Below are 22,125 nucleotides of genomic sequence, written 5' to 3'. Positions count from 1 at the left end.
CCCGCCCCCTCAGCCCCCTCAGCACAGGAGGAGCGCCATGTTCTACCGCCCCGAAGACGGCCACGGCCTGCCGCGCAATCCGTTCAACGCCCTCGTCTCGCCCCGCCCGATCGGCTGGATCTCCTCGCGCGGGGAGACGGGGGTGGACAACCTCGCCCCCTATTCCTTCTTCAACGCCGTCGCCTACACGCCGCCGCAGGTGATGTTCGCCTCCACCGGCACGAAGGACAGCCTGACCAACATCCTCGAGACGCGGGTCTTTTGCTGCAACATCGTGGAATATGCCGCCCGCGACGTGATGAACAAGACCTCCGGCAGCCATGACCGGGCGGTCTCGGAGTTCGACATCGCCGGTATCGAGAAGGCGGATTGCGAGACCATCCCCTGCGCCCGCGTCGCCGGGGCGCCGGCGGCGCTGGAGTGCCGGATGACGCAGGTGGTGGATCTGGAGGGCGGGGGCAGCCACATGGTGATCGGCACGGTGACCGGCGTCCACATCCGCGAGGATTGCCTCGTGGACGGCTTCTTCGACGTCACCCGCTTCGGCATGCTCACCCGCCTCGGCTACCAGGACTACGGCGTCATCCGCGAGACCTTCGAACTCACCCGCCCGAAGTAGCCCGAGGCCGGCACCCGCCCTCCCCCGTAGGGTGGGTTTCCAACCCACCTCCGCCCTGTCCACCAAGCGTCTCCCTCACAGGCGCAGGGCGGGCACCTGCCCGTGGGGTGGCGCTCCCACGGCGCCGCTGCGCACTTTATGCCAGCCAAGCCCCTCCCCGCGGCCCGCTGAGCACCCAGCCCAACCAGAGCGCCAGCCCGCCGGGACGGGCAGGCGCTCGCCCTGCGCCTTTGGCGCGCACCGGGCGAGGGAAAGGCTCCGGCCGGGCACACTGGCTAGATCGGGACACATCGGGCTTTGAGACAACCGCGACGCCCTCCCCCGTAGGGGGGGGTTCCCAACCCACCTCTCCCTCTCCACCCCGCACACCATCCGCAGGCGAAGGTCGAGCGCCTGCCCGTGGGGTGGCGCTCCGCCGGTCCCGCTGCGCACTTTATGCCCGCAACCCCCCTCCCCGCCCTGAGCGAGGCACCAAGCCCCACCAGACCGCCAGCCCGCCGGGACGGGCAGGCGCTCGCCCTGCGCCTGCGGCGCGCATCGGGCGGGGGGAAGAGCTCCGGCCGGGCACCCTGGATCGGGTCACATAGGGCTTTCGAGACAACCCGACACCCAGACCCGTAGGGTGGGTTTCCAACCCACCTCTCCCTCTCCAACCCGCGCACCATCCGCAGGAGCAGGGCGAGCGCCTGCCCGTGGGGTGGCGCTCCTACGGCGCCGCTGCGCGCTTTATACCCGCAACACCCCTCCCCGCCCTGAGCGAGGCACCAAGCCCCACCAGAGCGCCAGCCCGCGGGACGGGCAGGCGCTCGCCCTGCGCCTCTGGCGCGCACCGGGCGGGGCCACCGCTCAGCCCCGGCACCCCGCCCCCCACCACCCGCTTGCATCGAGCCCCGGCGAGGCGCTATCTCCGCCCATCCTTCAGACCGGAGACACCCATGGGCATCGACACCGAGCGCGACATCGAGGCGAACCTGCAGATCGGCCCGACCGACCGGGGCATGGTGCGGCTGTTCATCGAGGCCGGAAATACCGAGATCCCGATGGATTTCTCCCCCGACGAGGCCGACGAGATCGCCGAGGAGATCCGCGCGGCCGCCCGCGCCGCCCGCGACGGCGGCAGCCGCAAGCGCAAGGGCTAGGCCAGCGCTAGGAGACGAAGGCCCCCACCCCCGGGTCCCGGTAGGCCTGCAGACGCCGCGCCGCGTGGCGCGCGAAGGTCAACATCAGAGCTTTGCGCCGGGCGCCGGCGAGCTTCGTCTCCGGCCCGAGGCGCAGGATCTCGGCGTCGTAGCTGTCGGCGATGATCAGGCCGGTCTCCTCTGGCAGCAGGTCGACCGGGAAGTCCTCCCCCACCGCCCAGAAAAAACGGTCGCACCACGGCAGGTAGCCCTGCCACTTGTGGTCGGCCATGTAATCGGCGCGGGAGGACTTGCACTCGATCACCCAGATCTCTCCGCGCGGCCCCACGGCCATCACGTCCACGCGCAGACCCCGCTCGGGCACCAGCTCCTCGACGGTGACGAAGTCATGCTCCGCCAGATGTCGGCAGACGCCGCGGGCGATGAGCTGGCCGGGCTGGAGAGCGGGAAGGTCCATGCGCCAAACATGAACAATTGGTGAACACCGGTCAAGCCAAACGCGTGCCGTCCTTCACCGAGGCCGGTCCGCGCCTCTGCCCCGACGCCCCTGCCCGGTGCACGCCCCGTGCACGCCGGGTGCACGCTTCGTGCGGGCCTCTCTCGCCGCCCTGCCCCGGTCGCGGCGCGGGGGATGATCCGGGCGGGCGGGCGATTGCCGAAGGCGAGGCCGCCCCGCCCCGGATCGGCGCATCGCCCCCCTTGTCGAGCCTGCGCGGGCAGACTACCTGAGGCGCTGGCGGGTTTCTGCTCTTCTCGTGCAACGGGTCAATTCCGGTGGCCTTAAGCAACTCCGAGGGAGCTGGCTCTGTCCGGGTCCTGGCCCGGTTACCTGGCGCCCACCTGTATAAACAGGTCCTCGGGAATGGTTACCCGACGGCTGCAGCGGTTCCCGCCACTTCCTCCCCTCGCCCCAACGAGACCTCGCCGCTCATGCCCCGCCCGGCACGCGCCAAAGGCGCAGGCCGGTCCGCCCTGTTTCAGGAGCCCATGGCGCCTAGAGAGCCGCCACCAGTGCCGCGAAGTGGTCACCGCGCTTCTCGAAGTTGTCGTACTGATCGAAGCTCGCCGCGGCCGGCGCCAGCAGCACCACCTCGCCCGGAGCCGCCTCCGCCGCGGCGCGCTCGACGGCGGCCTCCATCGTCCGGCAGATCTCCGCCTCCACGCCGGGGAGCTGGCGGGCGAAGGCCTCCGCCTCACGGCCGATGACATAGGCCTTCACGACGTGGCCGAGATGCGGCTCCAGCCGGCCGAGGCCGCCCTCCTTCTCCAGCCCCCCGCAGATCCAGCGGATACGCGGAAAGGCGGCGAGGGCGTGGGCGGCGGCATCGGCGTTGGTCGCCTTGGAATCGTTGACGAACGCCACCCCGTCCCGCTCCCGGATCCGCTGGGAGCGATGCGGCAGGCCGGGGTAGCTGGCCAGCGCGGCCTCGATCTCCCTCGGGCCCAACCCCAGTGCCCGCGCGGCGGCGAAGGCGCAGCAGGCGTTCTGGTGGTTGTGGGCGCCGGGCAGGCCCGGCACCTCGCGCAGGTCGATGGAGGCGATCTGCCGGCTCTTGCGCCACTCGGTCAGGAAGCCCTTCCTCGCATAGACCAGCCATCCCGGCCCGCCCAGCTTGCGGGCTGCGGAGACGCGGATCACCCGGTCGTCCCCCGGCCCGACGGCGAGCTGGCCGGCGAGGTAGAGCCCCTCGTCCTCGTCCACCCCGATCACCGCCCGGTCCGGCCCGCCCTCGGCGAAGAGCCGGCGCTTGGCGGCGAAATAGCCGCCGGGGCCAGCGTGACGGTCGAGGTGATCGGGGGAGAGGTTGGTGAAGACGGCGATGTCGGGGGTCAGCGCCCGCGCCAGCTCCGTCTGGTAGGAGGAGAGCTCCAGCACGATCACCTCGCCATCGACGGGCGGCTCGATATCGAAGACGCCGCGGCCGATGTTGCCGGCCAGCTGCGCCGGCCGGCCCGCGTGGGTGAGGATGTGGTGGAGGAGCGCCGAGGTGGTGCTCTTGCCGTTGGAGCCGGTGATGGCGACGACGCGCGGCGGGCGGTCGAACTCCGCGAAGGCGGAGGAGCCGAAGGCGCGGAAGAACAGGCCGATGTCGTTGTCGACCGGCACCCCCGCCTCCCACGCCGCCCGGATCGCCGGGTGCGGGCTGGGGTAGAGATGCGGGATGCCGGGGGAGGTGACGAGCGTCGCCAGCGGCTCGATATTGGCGGGCTTCGTGAGGTCGGCGATCTCGATCCCCTCGAGGGCGACGGCCGCCTCCCGGGCGGGGACGCTGTCGTCCCAGCCGACAGGGATGGCGCCGCCGGCGATGAGGGCGCGGGCGGTGGCGCGGCCGGACCGGCCGAGGCCGAGGAGGCCGACGCGCTGGCCTTCGAAGCCGGTGGCGGGGATCATGGGCGAACCTCCGGAATGGGTGGAGAGGCCGGGGGGCTGTCTGCCCCCCGGACCCCCCGAGAGGTATTTGGAAAAGGGCGAGAGGGGGGCGGGTTTCGAGCCGGCGCGCGCGGCGTTAACGGACCTTCAGGGTGGCGAGGCCGATCATGGCGAGGATCAGGGCGACGATCCAGAAGCGGATGACGATCTGCGGCTCCGACCAGCCCATCTTCTCGTAATGGTGGTGGATCGGCGCCATCAGGAAGACCCGCTTGCCCGTGCGGCGGAAGTAGAAGACCTGGATGATGACGGAGAGCGCCTCGACCACGAAGAGGCCGCCGACGATGCCGAGGACGATCTCGTGCTTCGTCGCCACGGCGATGGCGCCGAGGGCGCCGCCCATGGCCAACGAGCCGGTGTCGCCCATGAAGACGGCGGCGGGCGGGGCGTTGTACCACAAAAAGCCGAGGCCGCCGCCGATCAGGCCGGCGCAGAAGATGATGATCTCGCCGGTGTCGGGCACGTAGTGGACGCCGAGGTAATCGGTGAAGTCCGTCCGCCCGACGGCGTAGGCGATGACGCCGAAGGTGGCGGCGGCGATCATCACCGGCATGATCGCCAGCCCGTCGAGCCCGTCCGTCAGGTTCACCGCGTTGGCGGCGCCGACGATGATGAAGGCACCGAAGGGCACGAAGAACCAGCCGAGGTGGATGAGCAGCTCGCGGAAGACCGGGAAGGCCAGCTCGCCCGTCAGCTCGGCGGGATGAAAGCTCATTGCCCACCACGCGGCGACGGCGCCGACGAGGATGCCGAGGCCGAGGCGCACCTTGCCGGGCACGCCCTTGGTGTTCTGCTTGGCCACCTTCGCGTAGTCGTCGGCGAAGCCGATGATGGCGAAGGAGAGCGTCACGAAGAGGACCATCAGGATGTAGGGGTTCGTCAGCTGCGCCCAGAGCAGGGTCGAGGTCAGCACCGCGCCGACGATCAGCAGACCGCCCATCGTGGGGGTGCCGGCCTTGGCGAGGTGTCCCTCCGGCCCGTCGGAGCGGATCGGCTGCCCCCGCCCCTGGCGGCGGCGCAGCACCTCGATCAGCGGCCGGCCGAAGAGGAAGCCGAAGACCAGCGCCGTGAGGAAGGCGCCGCCGGCGCGGAAGGTGATGTACCGGAAGAGGTTGAAGAAATCGCCGCCGTCGGACAGCAGCGTCAGCCAATAGAGCAAGGGATCAAGCCTCCTGGTCGCGGGACGCGCTGCGATGCCCCAGATTGCGGATTGCGTCAACGACCTTGGAGACCCGGGACCCCTTGGAGCCCTTCACCAGCACCACGTCGCCGGCATCGACGAGGCGGGCGACATGGGGGATCAGCTCCTCCGCCGTCTCCACCCACTTGCCGCGCCGCTCGTAGGGGAGCGCCTCGTAGAGCGCCTTCATGCGCGGGCCGACGCAGTGGATGAGGCCGAGGGCCGGCATCGAGGGATCCTCCGCCATGGCGACGTGCATCGCCACCTCCTCGGGCCCCAGCTCCAGCATGTCGCCGAGGATGGCGACGCGGCGCCCCTTCTCCACCCGGCCGGCACCGTCGCGCGGCTGGGCGGCGGCGAGGACGGAGAGGGAGGCGGAGAGCGAGGTGGGGTTGGCGTTGAAGGAATCGTCGATCAGGTCGAGCCGCTCGCTCTCTCGCGCCGGGTCGAGGATGACCTCCTCCCGGGTGCCGCGACCAGCCGGCGGGCGCCAGTCGGCGAGGCCGAGGAGCGCACGGGAGAGGTCGGCGCCGAGGGCGGTGGCCGCGGCCAGCGCGCCGAGTGCATTGAGCGCGAAGTGGCCGCCCTCGCTGGAGACCTTGAGCAGGAAGTCCAGCCCGCCGCCATGCGCCTTGGCGGTCGTGGCGCCAGGGGCGACGGTGACGGGGCCGAGGCGCCAGTCCGCCGGCGCCTCGGCGCCGAATGTGACGACCCATGCGCCGGCGGCGCGGGCGGCGCGGATCATCCGCTCCGACTGCGGGAGCGCGGCGTTGACGATGGCGGTGCCGTCGCCGGTGAGGCCGGAGAAGATGGCGGCCTTCTCGTCGGCGATGCCATCGAGGCTGTCGAACGCCTCCAGATGCGCGGCAGCGATGGTGGTGATCATCGCCACATGCGGATGGGCGAGCTGCGCCAGGGGGGCGATCTCGCCGGGGTGGTTCATGCCGATCTCGAGGACGGCGAACTCGGTCTCCCGTGGCATCCGGGCGAGGGTCAGCGGCACGCCCCAGTGGTTGTTGTAGCTGGCCTCGGCGGCATGGACCCGCCCCTGCCCCGCCAGCGCGGCACGCACCATCTCCTTGGTGGAGGTCTTGCCGACGGAGCCGGTGATCGCCACCACCCGCGCCCCACTGCGCGCCCGGCCGGCGCGGCCGAGGGCGGTGAGCCCGTCCAGCACGTCGCCGACGATGAGGAGCGGGGCATCCTCCGCCACGCCCTCCGGCACGCGGGAGACGAGGGCGGCGGCAGCGCCCTTCTCCAGCGCCTGGGCGACGAAATCGTGGCCGTCGCGGACGTCCTTGAGCGCGATGAAGAGGTCGCCGGGCTGGAGCGTCCGGGTGTCGATGGAGACCCCGGTGGCCTGCCAGTCGCTCGTGGCCCGCCCGCCGGTGGCCTGCGCGGCCTCGGCGGCCGTCCAGAGGCTCACGCGCGGCCCTCGAGCGCGGCGACGGCGATGGAGGCCTGCTCGGCGTCGTCGAATGGATGCGTCGTCTCGCCGATGATCTGGCCGCTCTCGTGGCCCTTGCCGCAGATGAGGAGGGCGTCGCCGGGGCCGAGGGCATCGACGCCGCGCAGGATCGCCTCCGCCCGGTCGGCGACCTCGGTGACGGAGAGGCCGCTGTCGACGGCGAGGGCACCATCCATGACGGCGGCGCGGATGGCGGCCGGGTCTTCGCTGCGGGGGTTGTCGTCGGTGACGATGACCTGGTCGGCGTGCTCCGCCGCCGCCCGGCCCATCAGCGGGCGCTTGCCCCTGTCTCGGTCGCCGCCGGCGCCGACGATGGCGACGATGCGGCCCATCACGTGCGGGCGCAGCGCCTCCAGCGCCACCTTCACCGCGTCGGGCGTGTGGGCGTAATCGACGTAGGCCGCGGCGCCGTTCTCGCGCGTCGCCGCCAGCTCCATCCGGCCGCGGACGGTGCGCAGCTTGGGCAGCGTCGCGAAGACCTCCTGCGGGTCCTCCCCGGAGGCGATGACGAGGCCGGCGGCGGCGGCGACGTTGGCGGCCTGGAAGCCGCCGATCAGCTCCAGCCGCAGCATGTGCGGCGCGCCCTGCCAGTCGAAGCGCAGCTCCTGCCCGGTCGAATCGAAGCGCTGCGCGCCGAGCCGGAGCCGGGCCTCGGCGCAGCGGCCGATGCCGATGACCTCCTGCCCGCGCGCTGCGGCGCGGCCGGCGATGTCGGCTCCGTAGGGATCGTCGAGGTTCGCCACCACGATGCCGTCCTCGTCCAGCACCCGCTCGAAAAGGCCGAGCTTTGCCTCGAAATAGGCGCGCATGTCGGCGTGGTAGTCGAGGTGATCCTGGCTGAGGTTGGTGAAGCCGGCGCCGATCAGCTGCACCCCGTCGAGCCGCCGCTGATCGAGCCCGTGGGAGGAGGCCTCCATCGCGGCATGGGTGATGCCGGCGCGGGCCGCCTCGGCGAGGGCCTTGTGGAGCGTCAGGCTGTCGGGCGTGGTGTGGCGCAGCGGCGTGGTGAAGTCGCCCTCCACCCCCGTGGTGCCGACGTTGACCGCGTCATGCCCCAGCTCCTGCCAGATCTGCCGGCAGAAGGAGGCGACGGAAGTCTTGCCGTTGGTGCCCGTCACCGCGACCATCACCGTCGGCTGCGGGCCGTACCAGAGCGCGGCGGCGCGGGCGAGCGCGGCGCGCGGATCCTCCGAGAGGACCAGCGCGGCGCCGGAGCCGGCCATCACGTCCTTGGCGATCTCGGCGCCTTCGAGGTCCGTCAGGATGGCGCCGGCGCCCTGGCGCAGGGCGTACTGGATGAACTCGCCGCCATGCACGCGGCTGCCGGGCAGGGCGGCGAAGAGCATCCCCTCGCGCACCTCGCGGCTGTCGATGGCGAGGCCGGTGATCCGCGCCTCGCGCCCGCCGCGGGCCGTCAGGCCCAGATCGGCCAGCGACGTGCCTGTCTGTCTCGTCATCTCGGGCCGCCCCTTCACTGTGAGGCTTGGTGTATACTCTCCGGCGCCCAGCGTTCAACGGCAGGGCGCAGGCCCATCAGCGGCGCGGTGCGGCGGATCACCTCCGCCGCCACCGGCACGGCCGTCCAGCCGGCGGTGCGGCGGGGCTGCGGGCCGGAGGTCTCCACCGGTTCGTCGAGGGAGATGATGATCACGTAGCGCGGGTCGTTGGCCGGGAAGATGCCGGAGAAGGTGGCGATGACCTTGTCGCTGTAATAGCCGCCGCCCGTCTCGATCGGCTTCTCGGCCGTCCCCGTCTTGCCGCCGACATTGTAGCCCGGCACCTCGGCGAGGCTCGCCGTGCCGTGCGAGACGACGCCGCGCAGGATGGAGCGGATCTGGTCGGAGGTCTGCCGGCTGATGATCCGCTCGCCCACCTGTGGGCCGTCCTGGCGCAGCAGCGTGGGGACGATCCGCGTGCCGCCGTTGGCGATGGTCGCGTAGCCCGCGGCGAGGTGGAGGGGAGAGACGGCGAGGCCGTGGCCGTAGGAGATGGTCATCATCGACAGCTCCGACCAGTTCTCGGGGAACTGCGGGCGGCCCGTGGGGGCCTCGGCCATCTCCACCTGCGTCGGCTCCAGCATGCCGAGGCTGTCGAGGAAGGCCTTCTGCCGCTCGATCCCCAGCATCTGCGCGATGCGCGCGGTGCCGACGTTGGAGCTCTCGGCGATCACCTCGCTGACCGGCATCGACGGGTCCATCCGGTGCGAATCGGAGATGCGGAACCGGCCCCAGGTGAGCGGCCCTTCGGTGTTGATGATCGTGTTGGGGTTCACCAGCCCCGCATCCAGCGCCGCCGCGGCGGTGAACGCCTTGAAGACGGAGCCGAGCTCGTAGACGCCCTGAAGCGAACGGTTGAAGAGCGGGCTGTCAGCCGGCGAGCCGGAGGTGGGCAGCGCCGGGCGGTCGTTGGGGTCGAAATCCGGCAGCGAGGCCATGGCGACGATCTCGCCGGTATACACATCCATGATGATGCCGGAGGCGCCCTTGGCGTTCATCAGCACCATGCCGGAGCCGAGCACCTCCTCCATCACCGCCTGCACCGTCAGGTCGAGCGACAGCTCCAGCGGGTCCTGCTGGTAGGGATCGCGCAGGCGGGCGTCGAAGTAGCGCTCCACCCCTGCCACGCCGATCACTTCGGCGGAGGAGACGCCCTCGCGCCCGTAGGAGGAGCCTCCGAGGATATGCGCCGCAAGCGAGCCGTTGGGATAAAGACGCATCTGGCGCGGGCCGAAGAGCAGGCCCGGGTCGCCGATGTCATGCACCTGCTGCATCTGCTCGGGGCTGATCTGCCGGCGGATCCACAGGAAGCGGCGGTCGCCGGTGAAGTCGGCGACGAGGCGCTCGTGATCCAGCTCGGGGAAGATGCGCGCCAGCTCGTCGGCCGCGAAGTGCGGGTCGATCATCTGCTGCGGCTGGGCGTAGAGGGAGTAGGTCTCCATGTTCGTCGCCAGCACGCGGCCGTTGCGATCGACGATATCCGCCCGGTCGGAGAGGATCGGCGCCGGCCCTTCGGCGGACTGGATCGTCGGCTCCTCGGCATCGGAGGAGGCGAGCACCGCCATCTGCCCGCCGATGGCCGAGAAGGCCGCGAAGAAGCAGAAGGCGAGGAACTTCAGGCGCAGCGCGGCGCGGCCGCGCATCTTCTCGCGCATCTCCTCGTGGCGATGGCGGCGGTTCTCCCGCTCGATGGCCTCGGTCGATTCGCCCTTGGCGCGGGCCTGGAGGATGCGGGTGAGCGGGCGCAGCGGCTGGCGGATCACAGCGGGTCCTCATCGGGGTTGATCGGCCCTTGGAAGCCGGCGGAGGAAAGCTCGACGACATCCTCGATGCCGGCCAGCTCGGGCAAGGGCTCAGGCACGTCGGCGAGGTGGCCGAAGGCGTCAGGCAGGATGGGCAGAAGCTCCAGCCGGTCGAAGTTGAGATCGGCCAGCTCGCGCAGGCGCTGCGGGCGGTTGAGCCACGCCCACTCGGCATTGAGGATGGAGAGCTTGGAGCGGTTCTCGCCGATCTGCGCATGCAGCTCGGAGACCCGGCGCAGCGAATCCTGCGTCTCGTAATTCTCCTGGTAGGCCCAGAAGGCGAGGCCCATGACCGACAGCCCCATGAGCACGTAGAGCAGACCCTTCATCTTGTGTCCCTCATTTGTGGCCCCTCATCACCGGCATCCCCAGATCGCGCGGCTGCGGCATCTCCACCGCCGGCGCATCCGTCCGCCGGCCGATCCGCAGGCGCGCCGAGCGGGCGCGCGGGTTGGCGGCCAGTTCGCCCTCGTCCGGCTCGACTGCCTTCTTCGTCACCGGCTCGAAGGTCGGCTCCGGCCCCGTCACCTCCGGCGCATGGCGCGAGCCGCCGCCGGTGGAGCTGCGCGCCGCGAAGAAGCGCTTCACCATCCTGTCCTCGATGGAATGGAAGGTGACGACGGCGAGCAGGCCGCCGGGCTTCAGCGCCCGCTCGGCAGCGGCAAGCCCCTGGAACAGCTCGTCATATTCCTCGTTCACCGCGATGCGCAGCGCTTGGAAGGAGCGCGTCGCGGGGTGGCTCTGCCCCGGCTTCTGGCGCGGCATGACGGAGGCGATGACCTGCGCCAGCTGCAGCGTCGTCGCCAGCGGCCGCGCGGCGAGAATCGCCCGGGCGATGCGGCGGGAGGCGCGCTCTTCCCCGTAGAGGTAGAGGATGTCGGCCAGCTCGGCCTCGGAGGCCTCGTTGACGATCTCGGCGGCGCTCGGCCCCTCCCCCGACATGCGCATGTCGAGCGGGCCGTCCTTCTGGAAGGAGAAGCCGCGCTCCGCCACGTCGATCTGCATGGAGGAGATGCCGAGATCGAGCACCACCCCGTCGAGCGGACCGTCGGCGAGGCTGTCGAGCTGGCTGAAGCGGCCCTCCTTCAGGGTCAGCTGGCCGGGAAAGTCATCGCGCCAGCCCTCGGCGAGGCGGAAGACCGACGGGTCGCGGTCCACGCCGATGACCTCTTCGGCGCCTGCCGCGATCAGCCCGCGCGCGTAGCCGCCCGCACCGAACGTTCCGTCCAGCCAGCGGCCACGCACGGGTGCGGCGAGGTCGAGAATCGGATCGAGGAGAACGGGGATATGCGGGGCGGCTGCCACGTCCATGGCCTATTCCGGCTCGAAGTCATCGTCGGGCGGCAGATCCGCCAGTTCCTGCGGGTCGAAATCGGGGCCGAGCTGGGCGAGGAGCGCGTCGTGATCGTCGCCCTCGTCCGCCACCTCGGCGCGCCAGATTTCGAAGTAGTCGCCGTAGCCGAGAAACTTCAGCTCGTCATCGCCCTCAACGCCAAGGCGCTCGCGCTGCTTCTGCGGCAGCACCATGCGGCCGTCCTTGTCGAGCACGATCAACGAGATCTGGCGGAAGAAGTAGCGGATCGCCAGCTTCTTCTTCGGGCCGGGATCCCAGCGCTGGTACTGGCGCTGACGACGCTCGATGCTCCGCACGTCCCAGCCGCGCAGGTAGCCTTTGAGGTCGTCGGAATACTGAAGATAGAAGCGGGTGGGCTGACCGGCGGTCCACTCAGGGTCCTGCTGGCCGAGGGCACCGCGGAACGGCATGGGGATGGACACACGTCCCTTCCCGTCGATCCGCTGGTCGTGTTCGCCTGTGAAGCTGCTCACCGGCGCCTGCCCTCTCAAACCCCCTAAATGTGAAAACGGCGGATCGGTCTGCTGCCACTGACCGATCCGCCGCCCTGTCCCCTCGAGGGGGAGGTCCGACTGCGCGCGCCACCTGGGGGGATGTCTGCTCGCTCGCGCGCCGGATCACGATGTTTCGAGAGGGAGCCGCCTGTATGAAACCTGCTCTCGTTCGTTGCGGGTTGGGGTCTTTGTCGCCCCGTTGTTTGTTGCTGCCCTCTCGGTAACCCTGTTCTGCCACGGGATTTACCCCCTGGCAACGGTATTGTCTGGGCGAAGCCGGGACAGAACGGTTTTGCCACAGCGAAACGGCCGGATTCTCAACTCGCGCGATTCATAGGTTGACGCACGAAATGGTGATCCGGAGCTCGGGAACATCCATATCTGGTAGAGAGGCCCGCAGATCGACTCAAAGGGTGGAGGTCAGCGGCCCGTAAATCAGTGAGGCAGAAAAGTTTTGAGCGGGCCGCTCAGGGGGCGGAATCCGGGCTCTCGGGGCCCGAATCCCGACCCTCACCCAGCCAATCCCGGGCGTCCCGGCCGAATCTGGCGGCCGATTCCGGTGCGGCCCGGCCAATCCCGGGCCGCACCCGCGAGTCAGGCCATGCCACCGCCGATGAGGCCGCGCGCGATCTTGGCGTAGGCGTCCGACATCACCCCCTCGCCCGTGGCGACGGGCGTGCCCGAGTCGCCGCCGAGGCGGGTGTCGAGATCGATGGGCAGCGCGCCGAGGAGCGGCAGGCCGTGACGCTCCGCCTCCTTTGCGACGCCGCCATGGCCGAAGATGTGCGCCTCGTGCCCGCAGTTGGGACATATATAGAGAGACATGTTCTCGATGAGCCCGAGGACGGGTACCTTCAGCGTGCGGAACATGTCGATCGCCTTCACCGCATCTATGAGCGCGACGTCCTGCGGGGTGCAGACGACGATGGCGCCGGAGAGCGCCGTGCGCTGCGCAAGGGAGAGCTGCACGTCACCGGTGCCGGGCGGCAGGTCGATGAGCAGCACGTCGAGCTCGCCCCAGGCCACCTGCCCCAGAAGCTGCTGCATGGCGCCCATCAGCATCGGGCCGCGCCAGATCACCGCCTTCTCCGGCTCCAGCATCAGACCGATGGACATCATGGTGACGCCATGGGCATGGGCCGGGTCGATGATCTTGCCGTCCTTGGAGCTGGCGCGCTCGCTGACACCCATCATGCGGGGCTGCGAGGGGCCGTAGATATCGGCATCGAGGAGGCCGACCTTGCGGCCCTCCTTCGCCAGCGCCACGGCGAGGTTGGCGGCGACGGTGCTCTTGCCCACGCCACCCTTGCCGGAGCCGACGGCGAGGATGCGCTTGATCCCCGGCACCGGCTGCGGCCCGCCCTGCTGCGGCGTCGGATGCCCGCCGATGCGGATCTGCGGCGGCGCCTCCCCCGCCCCCGGGCCTTTCGGCGCGGATTGGGGGGCGCCCTGCGGCGCCCGCGGCGGCGCGCCACCTGAGGAGCCTCCGGAATGGGCGGTCAGCGCCACCGAGGCGCTCTCCACCCAGTCCAGCGCCTGCACGGAGCCCTCGGCGGCGCGGCGCAGCCCCTCCATGTGGCGGGCGACCTCCGGATTCGGCGCCTCGATGACGAAACGCACGCGCCCGCCCTCCACCGAGAGGGCGCGCAGCATGTCGCGACTCACCAGATCGCCCCCGTCGGGCAGTTCGAGGCGCCTGAGCACCTCGCGAACCTCATTCATTCTGTCGGCCAAGAGGGCCTCCTGTTGCTTCTTCGCACCGTACGATCCGGGGCCGGAGGCGCCTGAAGCGCGCCCGATGCCCCGATCAAGGCAAAACCATCTGACTTTTGCCCATCGCGTGGGCATTTCACCTGCCGCCAGCCAATTATTCCAGCCACAAAAGAAATATGCGCATGCCGCATGGCAGCATTGCAGAAGCGGGCATTGTGCACTCGCAGCAAATGACCCAAATCTCCTCTCAGACAACGCCACCGGGTGGCAGAGCAGAACGGCAAGAACGCCGACGCGACGCAGCCCGATGATCAGGTAACACGAGCAGATGAGTTTCGATATGGCCCATGCAACCACATCCCGCGCTTCGACCTTCACCATCGGTCAGCGCTTCCGTGCCGGCTTTGCCATGGTGAGCGAGCGGGCCGCGCAGAACCGGGTTTACCGCTCCACCATCGCGGAGCTGAGCAACCTCAACGATCGCGAGCTGGCCGACCTCGGCCTGCACCGGTCGATGATCAAGGCCGTCGCCCGCACCGCGGCTTACGGCGAGTAACAGTTTCGGGGTACCGGGCTTTCCTCCTCCCTAGCCCGGCCCCGGTTCGATCCTGCCCTCTCCTCCTCCCTGGGCCGGATCTGACCAAGAGCGGCGGTATCCACCTCCTCCCGGATACCGCCGCGACGGAATAGACCGGCGCCCCTCCTCCTCCCTGGGCGTCAGGCCTGTAGCGGCGACCTCCACCTCCTCCCGGGGGTCGCCGCACCAGTTTCGAGTTTGGTGCCCACCTCCTCCCGGGCATCAGAACCCGGCGGACGCGCATCCTCCTCCCGTGCGTCCCGCCTGTAGCGGCGACCTCCACCTCCTCCCGGAGGTCGCCGCAACGCAGTTTTGGTTTGGTGTCCACCTCCTCCCGGGCATCGAATCCGGCGGCAGCGCATCCTCCTCCCGCGCTGTCGCCACCTAATCCGGGACGCGGCTCTCCTCCTCCCTGCCGCGAGCCCGGGGGCGCACGCCACCTCCTCCCGGCGGCGCCAAGGCAAGACGGGCCCCTACCTCCTCCCAGGGGTGCGTTTTCAGGCGGCGGTGCCATCCTCCTCCCGGCACCGCCGCCGCTTTTCCCCCTCACGTCAGCGTTATTACTTCAGCGGGTGACATAAAGCTGTTACCCGGGCTGGCGCATCAGTCCCGCTCGTCCTTGGACGTGCCCATGACGATGTAGCTGGTGATCTGCCGCACGGTCGGGATCGTCCCCAACACCTCGGCATGGAAGCGCTTGTAGGAGGGGAGATCCGCCGTCTCTACCCGAAGCAGATACTCGAAGGCACCGGCGACGTTGTGGCACTCGCGCACCTCCTGCGCCGAGGAGAGCCGTCGCTCGAATGCGTCCTGCGCGGCCTTGGTGTGCTCGCCGAGCCCTACGGAGACATAGACGACGAAGCCCCGCCCCATCGCCACCGGATCGGTCCGCGCCCGGTAGCCGGTGATGACGCGCCGGCGCTCCAGCTCCTGCACACGGCGCAGGCAGGCGGAAGGGGAGAGGCCCACGCGCCCGGCGAGCGCCTGGTTGCTGACGCGACCGTCGTCGGCCAGCTCACGCAAGATCCTGCGGTCAATATCATCCATTCCCGGCCTTCCTTGCGCAGATCGTTTCTACAGCCGCATCTTCGCAATTTCATCCGGCGGGCGCGAGGGCAGTCTTGCGGCATGATGGCCGACTCGACGATCCCCCTTCTCCTCTTCGCCCTCGCCGGTACCTGCTCGCCCGGGCCGAACAACCTCATGCTCATGGCATCGGGCGCCAATTACGGCTTCCGCCGGACCCTGCCGCACATGCTGGGGGTGGGGCTCGGCTTCTCTCTGATGATCTTCGGCGTCGGCATCGGCCTGTCGTTGGTCTTCGAGCGCTGGCCATGGGTGCAGACGGTGCTGACCGCCGCCTCGCTCTGCTACCTGCTCTGGCTGGCGTGGAAGATCGCCAGCGCCGTGCCGCCCGCCGACGGGCCGCGGGCGGAGGGGCGGCCGCTGACCTTTTTGCAGGCGGCGGGGTTTCAATGGGTGAATCCGAAGGCCTGGGCGATGGCGACGACGGCCACCACCGTCTTTGCCGCCGGCCACGGGTTACGGGACGTGCTGGTTGTCTCCGGCGCCTTCCTTCTCGTCTCCATCGTCTCGACGACGAGCTGGTCGGCGCTGGGGGTCGGCGCGGCGCAGGTGCTGACGGACCGGCGGCGCCTGAGGGCCTTCAACATCGCCATGGCGGTGCTGCTGCTGGCGACGCTGGTGCCGCTGATCTGGCCCTGACGTGGGTGGCGCCCGAGGGCCGGGGGGCCAGCCCCCCGGAGCCCCCCGAGGTATTTCCGGCCAGATGAAGGGGGATCAGAAGGGGATGTCGTCCGCGAGGTCGGCGGCGACGACGAAGCGGGAGACGACGTTCTTCACGCCCGCCTTGTCGAAGGCGATCTCCAGCTTGTCGCCCTCGATGGCGGTGATGGCGCCGTAGCCGAACTTCTTGTGGAAGACCCGCTCGCCGGTGGTGAAGCTGGACGTCGCCTCGAGGTCGATCGTCATGTTCCGCGCCTCGGCCGGCTGGGAGACGGGGCGCTGCTGGCGCGACTGCATGCGCTTCCAGCCCGGCGAGTTGTAGACATCCGCCCGCATCGCCCGCTCCTGCACCGCCGAGGGGCCGGCGGAGGGGGCGGCCGCGCCGAACCCGCCGCCATAGAGGCCGGGGGGCGTCAGCACCTCGATATGCTCCTGCGGCAGCTCGTCGATGAAACGGGAGGGCAAGGCGCTCTGCCATTGCCCGTAGACCCGCCGGTTGCCCGCGAAGGAGATGGTGCAGAGCTTTTCCGCCCTGGTGATGCCCACGTAGGCGAGGCGCCGCTCCTCCTCCAGCCCCTTGAGGCCCGATTCGTCCATGCTGCGCTGGGACGGGAAGAGCCCGTCTTCCCAGCCCGGCAGGAAGACGGCCGGAAACTCGAGGCCCTTGGCGGCGTGGAGCGTCATCAGCGTGACCTTCTCCCCCTGCTCCTCGCTCTCGTTGTCCATGATCAGCGCGATGTGCTCGAGGAAGCCCTGCAGATTCTCGAACTCCTCCAGCGCCTTCACCAGCTCTTTGAGGTTCTCCAGCCGGCCGGGCGCCTCGGGCGTCTTGTCGTTCTGCCACATGGCCGTGTAGCCCGATTCGTCGAGGATCATCTCGGCCAGCTCGACATGGGTGTCGGCCTCGCTGATCACCTGCCCATGCCAGCGGTCGAGCCCCTGCACGAGCGTGCGCAGCTCTTTCAGCCCCTTGCCGGAAAGACGCCCCTCGTCGACGCAGAGCCGGGCGCCCTCGACCAGGCTCAGCCCGTGCTCGCGGGCGGCGCGCTGGATGGTCTGCACCGCCTTGTCGCCGAGGCCGCGCTTCGGCGTGTTGACGATCCGCTCGAAGGCGAGGTCGTCCTCCTGGCTGACGGCGAGGCGGAAGTAGGCCATGGCATCGCGGATCTCCATCCGTTCGTAGAAGCGGGGGCCGCCGATGACGCGGTAGTTGAGGCCGATGGTCAGGAAGCGATCCTCGAAGGCCCGCATCTGGTGCGACGCGCGCACGAGAATCGCCATGTGATCGAGCGACATGGGGGCGAGGCCGCGGGTGCCGCCCTGCATCGCCTCGATCTCCTCGCCGATCCAGCGGGCCTCTTCCTCGCCGTCCCAATGGCCGATGAGGCGAACCTTCTCGCCCTCCTCGGCATCCGTCCACAGCGTCTTGCCGAGGCGACCCTTGTTGGCGGTGATGAGGCCGGAGGCGGCGGCGAGGATATGCGGCGTGGAGCGGTAGTTCTGCTCCAGCCGGATGACCTTGGCGCCCGGGAAATCCTTCTCGAACCGCAGGATGTTGCCCACCTCGGCACCTCGCCAGCCGTAGATCGACTGGTCGTCATCGCCGACGCAGCAGATGTTCTTGTGGCTCTGCGCGAGCAGGCGCAGCCAGAGGTACTGGGCGACGTTGGTATCCTGGTACTCGTCGACGAGGATGTAGCGGAACCAGCGCTGGTATTGCGCCAGCACGTCCTCATGCTCCTGGAAGATCGTGAGCATGTGCAGGAGGAGGTCGCCGAAATCGACGGCGTTCAGGTCGCGGAGACGCGCCTGGTATTGCGCGTAGAGCTCGACGCCCCGGCGGTCGAAGGCGGAGGCCTCGCCGGCCGGCACCTTCTCGGGCGTCCAGGCGCGGTTCTTCCAGTTGTCGATGATGCCGGCGAGCATCCGGGCGGGCCAGCGTTTGTCGTCGATGTTGTTGGCGACGAGGAGCTGCTTGAGCAGGCGCAGCTGGTCGTCGGTATCGAGGATGGTGAAGCTGGACTTGAGCCCCACGAGCTCGGCATGGCGGCGCAGCAGCTTGGCGTTGACGGAGTGGAAGGTGCCGAGCCACGGCATCCCCTCCACCGCCTCGCCCATGAGCCGGCCGATGCGGGTCTTCATCTCGCGCGCGGCCTTGTTCGTGAAGGTCACGCCGAGGATCTCGTTCGTGCGGCATTTGCCGGTGAGCAGCAGGTGGCCGATCCGGGTCGTCAGCGCCTTCGTCTTGCCGGTGCCGGCGCCGGCGAGCATCAGCACGGGGCCGTCGAGCGCCTCCACCGCCTCGCGCTGCGCGGGGTTGAGGTCGTCGAGATACGGCGCCCCGCGGGCGGCCATGGCCTGCTGGCTGAGAGGGGCGGGCTGGGCGGAGGATGCGGGCATTGGCGCCTCGTCGCTGCTCATGGCGTTAAGACTACCGCGAAGAGGCGCGGCTGGAAAGGGATCGTTCCTCGAATGTTCCAGTTCGTTAACGAGGTGTGAAGGGTGCGGGCGGTCGGTGGTGGCGCGGTGGGGCCAGGTGGCCGGGTGCAGGCGCAGGGCAAGCGCCGGCACGTGGGGTGGTGCGCCGACGGGGGAGCGGCGCGGTTTATGGTGCCACCGCCTCCTCGATCAGAGCGAGGAGGTGACGCCGCCGGAGCGCCAGCCCGCGGGACGGGCCGGCGCTCGCCCTGCGCCTCTGGCGCGTACCGAGCAGGGAAAGGCGAAGGCGTTGCGCAACGGTGGGTTGGAAAGCCACCCTACGAAGGGGCGCACCGGGTTCGGTTAGGGGTCTTCGGCCGCCCGGGCTCAAAAGCAGCGGCGACGTTGAGCCATGGTGTGTTGAAAACCCACCCTACGACTCAGCGCGCGTCTCGCCGTCTTCCGTCATCCGCTCCTGCACGGCGCTGGTGTAGCGCTCGTAGAGGCGGGCGAAGGTGCGGATGTCGTCCTCCGGCCAGCTGTCGTAGATCGACAGCATGAAATCCCACTTCTCCTTGCGGAACCGCGCGAGGAACCGCCCCGCCTTGGCCGTCGGCTCGAGGTAGGACTTGCGGCCGTCGTCCTGCGCCGCCCCCCGGCGGAGGTAGCCGCGGGAGACGAGCTCGGCGGCGAGGCGGGAGGCGCGGGACGGGGTGATCTGCATCTCCTCCGCCAGATCGCCGACCGTGGCCCAGGTGACATCGCCCCCCTTGCCCGGCGTGCAGCGGCGGGCGACGGAGGCGAGGGCCTGGAACTGCACCATCTCGAGGTCCGCCTCGATGCGGCGCAGGATGAAGGCCACCCACTCGCCCTTCGCCACGCGGCGGGCGTACTGGAACATGGCGAGGTCGAGCGCCAGAAGCGCCTCCGCCGTCTCCTCGCCCAGCCCGTGGGCAGCGATCAGCTCGGGTACGCCGTCACGGTATCCGGTCATCTTCGTCTGGCTCACGGCGCGTGGCTCCCCCTCTGCTGCCGGGGAGACATGCACATTCCGCGGGCGCCTGTCAATTTGATGCTCTTGGCAAGAATGTTCCGTTGACACATAATTGTGCCGGGCCTAGTGAGCGCTCAACCCGACACACAACAAAGATCCGATTTCGCCATGTCCGATTCTCCGCCCCAGTCGACGTCCCAGTCCTCGCCGCCGCCGCCCGAGGGCTCGACGCGGCTGGTCATCGCCTCGATCGCGGTGATGATGCTGCTGGCCGCCCTCGACCAGACCATCGTCTCCACCGCGCTGCCCACCATCGTCGCCGATCTCGGCGGGGTGGAGCACCTCAGCTGGGTGGTGACGGCCTACTTCCTCACCTCCACCATCGTCGCGCCGATCTACGGCAAGCTCGGTGACCTCTACGGGCGGCGGAACATCGTGTTCGTTGCCGTGATCATCTTCCTCGTCGGCTCCATCCTTTGTGGCCTCGCCAGCTCGATGCTCTGGCTGATCCTCGCCCGGGCGATGCAGGGCCTCGGCGGCGGCGGCCTCATGGTGCTGGCCCTGTCGATCATCGGCGACGTCATCGCGCCGACGGAACGGGGCAAGATCCAGGGCGTCTTCGCCGCCGTCTTCTCCATCTCCTCCGTGATCGGGCCGCTCATCGGCGGCACGCTGGTGGAGATCATCTCCTGGCACTGGATCTTCTTCATCAACCTGCCCATCGGCGGGCTGGCGCTCGTCACCTTCGCCATCGCCTTCAAGCCCACGGGCAACCGCCAGAAGCACCGGATCGACTGGGAGGGCGCGGCCGCCATCTCCGTCGCGCTGACCGGCGTGGTGCTGCTGACCTCGCTCGGCGGCTCGGAGTTCCCCTGGGCCTCGCTGCCCGCCGTCGCGCTCGGCGGCGTGACGCTGCTCGGCATCGCCGCCTTCATCTGGGCGGAATCGCGGGCGAAGGAGCCGATCATCCCGCTCGGCCTCTTCCGGCTGAACACATTCGTCGTCACCTCGATCATCGGCTTCGTGGGCGGCGCGGCGATGTTCGGCATCCTGACGTTCATGCCGCTCTACCTGCAGATCTCGAAGGGCGTCTCGCCCACCGTCTCGGGCCTGCAGCTGCTGCCGATGACCGTGGGGATCACCATCTCCTCGCGCTTCGCCGGCGTCTACATGGGCCGCAAGGCGCGCTACTACATCCTGCCGATCCTCGGCTGCTCGTCGCTGCTGCTGGGGATGCTCTGCCTTTACACGATCAACGCGCAGACGCCCTACGCGATCACCGGCACCTTCATCCTCTTCGTCGGCCTCGGCATGGGGATGATCTTCCCGGTCGTCACCACGGCGGTGCAGAACGCGGTGCCGCGGCAGGTGATGGGCACGGCGACGGCGGCGGGCATCATGTTCCGCCAGATCGGCGGGGCCATCGGCGCGGCGCTCTTCGGGGCGATCTTCGCGGCCCGGCTCGCGGCGAGCACCGCCGGCAGCAGCGTCAACCTGCCGCCGCAGCTCGCCAGCGGCGAGATCGGCCCGTCAATGATGGCCGGCCTCTCACCGGAGATGCGCGATCGGGTGGCCGAGCTGATCGTGCACGCGCTGCACCCCAACTACCTGATCGCCGCCGGGCTCGCCCTCGTCGGACTGATCGCCGCCTTCCGCCTCTCCGACAACACGCTGCGCGGAACCGCTCACGCGGCCGCGCCGGCGGCGGAGTGAGGCGGGCGCCCCTCCCCCCCGTTCTCCCCGGGGCGGGAGGGGCCGACTTCCCCCCATTCGGCCCGCCTGCCGCATTGCGGCCGGGCACGATCCGGTCCAGCCTCGCGCCGATTTTGACGAAGGGACGGATGTCATGACGATCACCAGGCAGCACGAGCTGGAGGCGCTCAAGGACATCGGCCGCATCGTCGCCGCCACCATGCAGGCCATGGCCGGCGCGATGGAGCCGGGGATGACGACGGCCGAGCTCGACGAGATCGGCCGTGAGCTGTTGGAGCGGGAGGGCGCGCGCTCCGCCCCGCAATCCACCTACGACTTTCCCGGCGCCACCTGCATCAGCGTCAACGAGGAGGTCGCCCACGGCATCCCCGGCCCGCGCGTGCTGGCGACGGGAGACCTGGTGAACATCGACGTCTCCGCCTCGAAGGATGGCTACTTCGCCGATACCGGTGCCACGTTCCGCCTCGGCCCCGTGCCCCCCTCGCTGGAGCGGCTCTGCCGCGACGGGCGGCGCGCCACGCAGATCGGCATCGACCAGGTGCGCAGCGGCCGGCCGCTGGGCGGCATCGGCGAAGCCATCGGGCAGTTCGCCTCCAAGCGCGGCTATACCCTGCTGCGCAACCTCGCCAGCCACGGCATCGGCCGGGCCCTGCACGAGGAGCCGGAGGAGATCCCCACATGGCCTGCGCGCGGCGAGCGGCGGCGCATCCGCAAGGGGATGGTGCTGACGGTCGAGCCCTTCCTCTCGCAGGGCGCGCTCTGGGCCGCCGATGGCGGCGACGGCTGGACGCTCCATGCCGAGCCGGCCGCCCCCGTCGTGCAATACGAGCACACAATCGTCGCCACCGACCGCGGCCCCATCGTGCTGACGCTCCCCGGCTGAGCCCCCTGCCCCGGCTTTTTCGCTCGGCGGAGGCCGCCACCCCCCTCGGGGGGATTGCGCCGCATCGCGGCATGACTAGGCTGGCCTCCGACATGGAC

19 protein-coding genes are annotated in these 22,125 nt (G+C 69.9%); 6 read left to right on the top strand and 13 right to left on the bottom strand.

All coding sequences use genetic code 11. The features are described from left to right. Positions 1-37: 37 nt before the first annotated feature. Positions 38-619: a flavin reductase family protein gene (locus GY170_RS05200; protein ID WP_163890621.1), complete on the top strand. Its 582-nt coding sequence runs from the start codon at positions 38-40 to the stop codon at positions 617-619. Between the two features lie 935 nt (positions 620-1,554). Beyond that, the gene (locus tag GY170_RS05195) at positions 1,555-1,758 is read left to right on the top strand and encodes a DUF6324 family protein (RefSeq protein ID WP_163890618.1); all 204 of its coding nucleotides are present in this window, start codon (positions 1,555-1,557) and stop codon (positions 1,756-1,758) included. A gap of 7 nt (positions 1,759-1,765) precedes the next feature. Here the strand turns inward: GY170_RS05195 and GY170_RS05190 are convergent, their stop codons facing one another. The 10 genes from GY170_RS05190 to GY170_RS05145 all read right to left on the bottom strand — a co-directional run bounded on the left by GY170_RS05190 (position 1,766) and on the right by GY170_RS05145 (position 13,705). Next, on the bottom strand, positions 1,766-2,215 hold the full coding sequence (locus tag GY170_RS05190; protein WP_163890617.1) for an MmcB family DNA repair protein: 450 nt from the start codon (positions 2,213-2,215) through the stop codon (positions 1,766-1,768). Between the two features lie 537 nt (positions 2,216-2,752). Further along, a complete protein-coding gene (gene murD / locus GY170_RS05185) occupies positions 2,753-4,150 on the bottom strand; it encodes a UDP-N-acetylmuramoyl-L-alanine--D-glutamate ligase (RefSeq protein WP_163890615.1) in 1,398 nt (465 codons plus the stop codon). Positions 4,151-4,265: 115 nt separating this feature from the next. Continuing rightward, entirely contained in the window at positions 4,266-5,348 is a 1,083-nt protein-coding gene (gene mraY / locus GY170_RS05180) for a phospho-N-acetylmuramoyl-pentapeptide-transferase (RefSeq protein WP_163890613.1), read from the bottom strand. Positions 5,349-5,352: 4 nt separating this feature from the next. Next, positions 5,353-6,795 carry a UDP-N-acetylmuramoyl-tripeptide--D-alanyl-D-alanine ligase gene (locus GY170_RS05175; protein WP_163890611.1) on the bottom strand — a complete coding sequence of 481 codons (1,443 nt, stop codon included), beginning with the start codon at positions 6,793-6,795 and terminating at the stop codon, positions 5,353-5,355. Further along, the gene (locus GY170_RS05170) at positions 6,792-8,294 is read right to left on the bottom strand and encodes a UDP-N-acetylmuramoyl-L-alanyl-D-glutamate--2,6-diaminopimelate ligase (RefSeq protein WP_163890609.1); all 1,503 of its coding nucleotides are present in this window, start codon (positions 8,292-8,294) and stop codon (positions 6,792-6,794) included. The genes GY170_RS05175 and GY170_RS05170 overlap by 4 nt, the downstream gene beginning before the upstream one ends. 14 nt (positions 8,295-8,308) lie before the next feature. Then, on the bottom strand, positions 8,309-10,096 hold the full coding sequence (locus tag GY170_RS05165; RefSeq protein WP_163890607.1) for a peptidoglycan D,D-transpeptidase FtsI family protein: 1,788 nt from the start codon (positions 10,094-10,096) through the stop codon (positions 8,309-8,311). Further along, positions 10,093-10,464: a cell division protein FtsL gene (ftsL, locus tag GY170_RS05160; RefSeq protein ID WP_163890605.1), complete on the bottom strand. Its 372-nt coding sequence runs from the start codon at positions 10,462-10,464 to the stop codon at positions 10,093-10,095. The genes GY170_RS05165 and ftsL overlap by 4 nt, the downstream gene beginning before the upstream one ends. 10 nt (positions 10,465-10,474) lie before the next feature. Continuing rightward, a complete protein-coding gene (gene rsmH, locus GY170_RS05155) occupies positions 10,475-11,446 on the bottom strand; it encodes a 16S rRNA (cytosine(1402)-N(4))-methyltransferase RsmH (RefSeq protein ID WP_163890603.1) in 972 nt (323 codons plus the stop codon). A gap of 3 nt (positions 11,447-11,449) precedes the next feature. Next, a complete protein-coding gene (locus GY170_RS05150; protein WP_163890601.1) occupies positions 11,450-11,962 on the bottom strand; it encodes a division/cell wall cluster transcriptional repressor MraZ in 513 nt (170 codons plus the stop codon). Positions 11,963-12,577: 615 nt separating this feature from the next. Further along, the gene (locus tag GY170_RS05145; RefSeq protein ID WP_163891204.1) at positions 12,578-13,705 is read right to left on the bottom strand and encodes an Mrp/NBP35 family ATP-binding protein; all 1,128 of its coding nucleotides are present in this window, start codon (positions 13,703-13,705) and stop codon (positions 12,578-12,580) included. A gap of 331 nt (positions 13,706-14,036) precedes the next feature. Between GY170_RS05145 and GY170_RS05140 the strand changes: the two genes are divergently transcribed. Next, positions 14,037-14,252, top strand: coding sequence for a DUF1127 domain-containing protein (locus GY170_RS05140; RefSeq protein WP_163890599.1), 216 nt, complete (start codon positions 14,037-14,039; stop codon positions 14,250-14,252). A gap of 624 nt (positions 14,253-14,876) precedes the next feature. On the opposite strand, the gene GY170_RS05135 is transcribed toward GY170_RS05140, so the two are convergent. Next, positions 14,877-15,320, bottom strand: coding sequence for an Lrp/AsnC family transcriptional regulator (locus GY170_RS05135; RefSeq protein ID WP_163890597.1), 444 nt, complete (start codon positions 15,318-15,320; stop codon positions 14,877-14,879). Positions 15,321-15,401: 81 nt separating this feature from the next. On the opposite strand from GY170_RS05135, the gene GY170_RS05130 reads away from it, so the two are divergent. Continuing rightward, positions 15,402-15,998, top strand: a complete 597-nt coding sequence (locus GY170_RS05130) for a LysE family translocator (RefSeq protein WP_163890595.1) — start codon at positions 15,402-15,404, stop codon at positions 15,996-15,998. Positions 15,999-16,073: 75 nt separating this feature from the next. Here the strand turns inward: GY170_RS05130 and GY170_RS05125 are convergent, their stop codons facing one another. Together GY170_RS05125 and GY170_RS05120 are read right to left on the bottom strand one after the other, a co-directional pair. Next, the gene (locus GY170_RS05125; protein WP_163890593.1) at positions 16,074-18,440 is read right to left on the bottom strand and encodes an ATP-dependent helicase; all 2,367 of its coding nucleotides are present in this window, start codon (positions 18,438-18,440) and stop codon (positions 16,074-16,076) included. Positions 18,441-18,870: 430 nt separating this feature from the next. Next, positions 18,871-19,446, bottom strand: coding sequence for a MarR family winged helix-turn-helix transcriptional regulator (locus GY170_RS05120; RefSeq protein WP_163890591.1), 576 nt, complete (start codon positions 19,444-19,446; stop codon positions 18,871-18,873). A gap of 153 nt (positions 19,447-19,599) precedes the next feature. Here GY170_RS05120 and GY170_RS05115 point away from each other — a divergent pair, with 153 nt between their 5' ends. After that, positions 19,600-21,144: an MDR family MFS transporter gene (locus tag GY170_RS05115; RefSeq protein WP_163890589.1), complete on the top strand. Its 1,545-nt coding sequence runs from the start codon at positions 19,600-19,602 to the stop codon at positions 21,142-21,144. 133 nt (positions 21,145-21,277) lie between these two features. Beyond that, a complete protein-coding gene (gene map / locus GY170_RS05110; RefSeq protein ID WP_163890587.1) occupies positions 21,278-22,027 on the top strand; it encodes a type I methionyl aminopeptidase in 750 nt (249 codons plus the stop codon). Positions 22,028-22,125 lie beyond the last annotated feature (98 nt).

This window comes from Pseudoroseicyclus tamaricis (assembly GCF_012070395.1).
GTDB lineage: Bacteria > Pseudomonadota > Alphaproteobacteria > Rhodobacterales > Rhodobacteraceae > Pseudoroseicyclus_A > Pseudoroseicyclus_A tamaricis.
This window is presented reverse-complemented; position numbering and strand designations above follow the sequence as displayed.

Bases quoted from the DNA above. Each gene is read 5' to 3' on its own strand.
- map (WP_163890587.1), top strand. From the start codon at position 21,278: ATGACGATCACCAGGCAGCACGAGCTGGAGGCGCTCAAGGACATCGGC.
- GY170_RS05140 (WP_163890599.1), top strand. From the start codon at position 14,037: ATGGCCCATGCAACCACATCCCGCGCTTCGACCTTCACCATCGGTCAG.
- GY170_RS05130 (WP_163890595.1), top strand. From the start codon at position 15,402: ATGATGGCCGACTCGACGATCCCCCTTCTCCTCTTCGCCCTCGCCGGT.
- rsmH (WP_163890603.1), bottom strand. From the start codon at position 11,446: ATGGACGTGGCAGCCGCCCCGCATATCCCCGTTCTCCTCGATCCGATT.
- murD (WP_163890615.1), bottom strand. From the start codon at position 4,150: ATGATCCCCGCCACCGGCTTCGAAGGCCAGCGCGTCGGCCTCCTCGGC.
- GY170_RS05135 (WP_163890597.1), bottom strand. From the start codon at position 15,320: ATGGATGATATTGACCGCAGGATCTTGCGTGAGCTGGCCGACGACGGT.
- GY170_RS05125 (WP_163890593.1), bottom strand. From the start codon at position 18,440: ATGAGCAGCGACGAGGCGCCAATGCCCGCATCCTCCGCCCAGCCCGCC.
- GY170_RS05200 (WP_163890621.1), top strand. From the start codon at position 38: ATGTTCTACCGCCCCGAAGACGGCCACGGCCTGCCGCGCAATCCGTTC.
- GY170_RS05195 (WP_163890618.1), top strand. From the start codon at position 1,555: ATGGGCATCGACACCGAGCGCGACATCGAGGCGAACCTGCAGATCGGC.
- GY170_RS05145 (WP_163891204.1), bottom strand. From the start codon at position 13,705: ATGAATGAGGTTCGCGAGGTGCTCAGGCGCCTCGAACTGCCCGACGGG.
- ftsL (WP_163890605.1), bottom strand. From the start codon at position 10,464: ATGAAGGGTCTGCTCTACGTGCTCATGGGGCTGTCGGTCATGGGCCTC.
- GY170_RS05115 (WP_163890589.1), top strand. From the start codon at position 19,600: ATGTCCGATTCTCCGCCCCAGTCGACGTCCCAGTCCTCGCCGCCGCCG.
- GY170_RS05190 (WP_163890617.1), bottom strand. From the start codon at position 2,215: ATGGACCTTCCCGCTCTCCAGCCCGGCCAGCTCATCGCCCGCGGCGTC.
- GY170_RS05170 (WP_163890609.1), bottom strand. From the start codon at position 8,294: ATGACGAGACAGACAGGCACGTCGCTGGCCGATCTGGGCCTGACGGCC.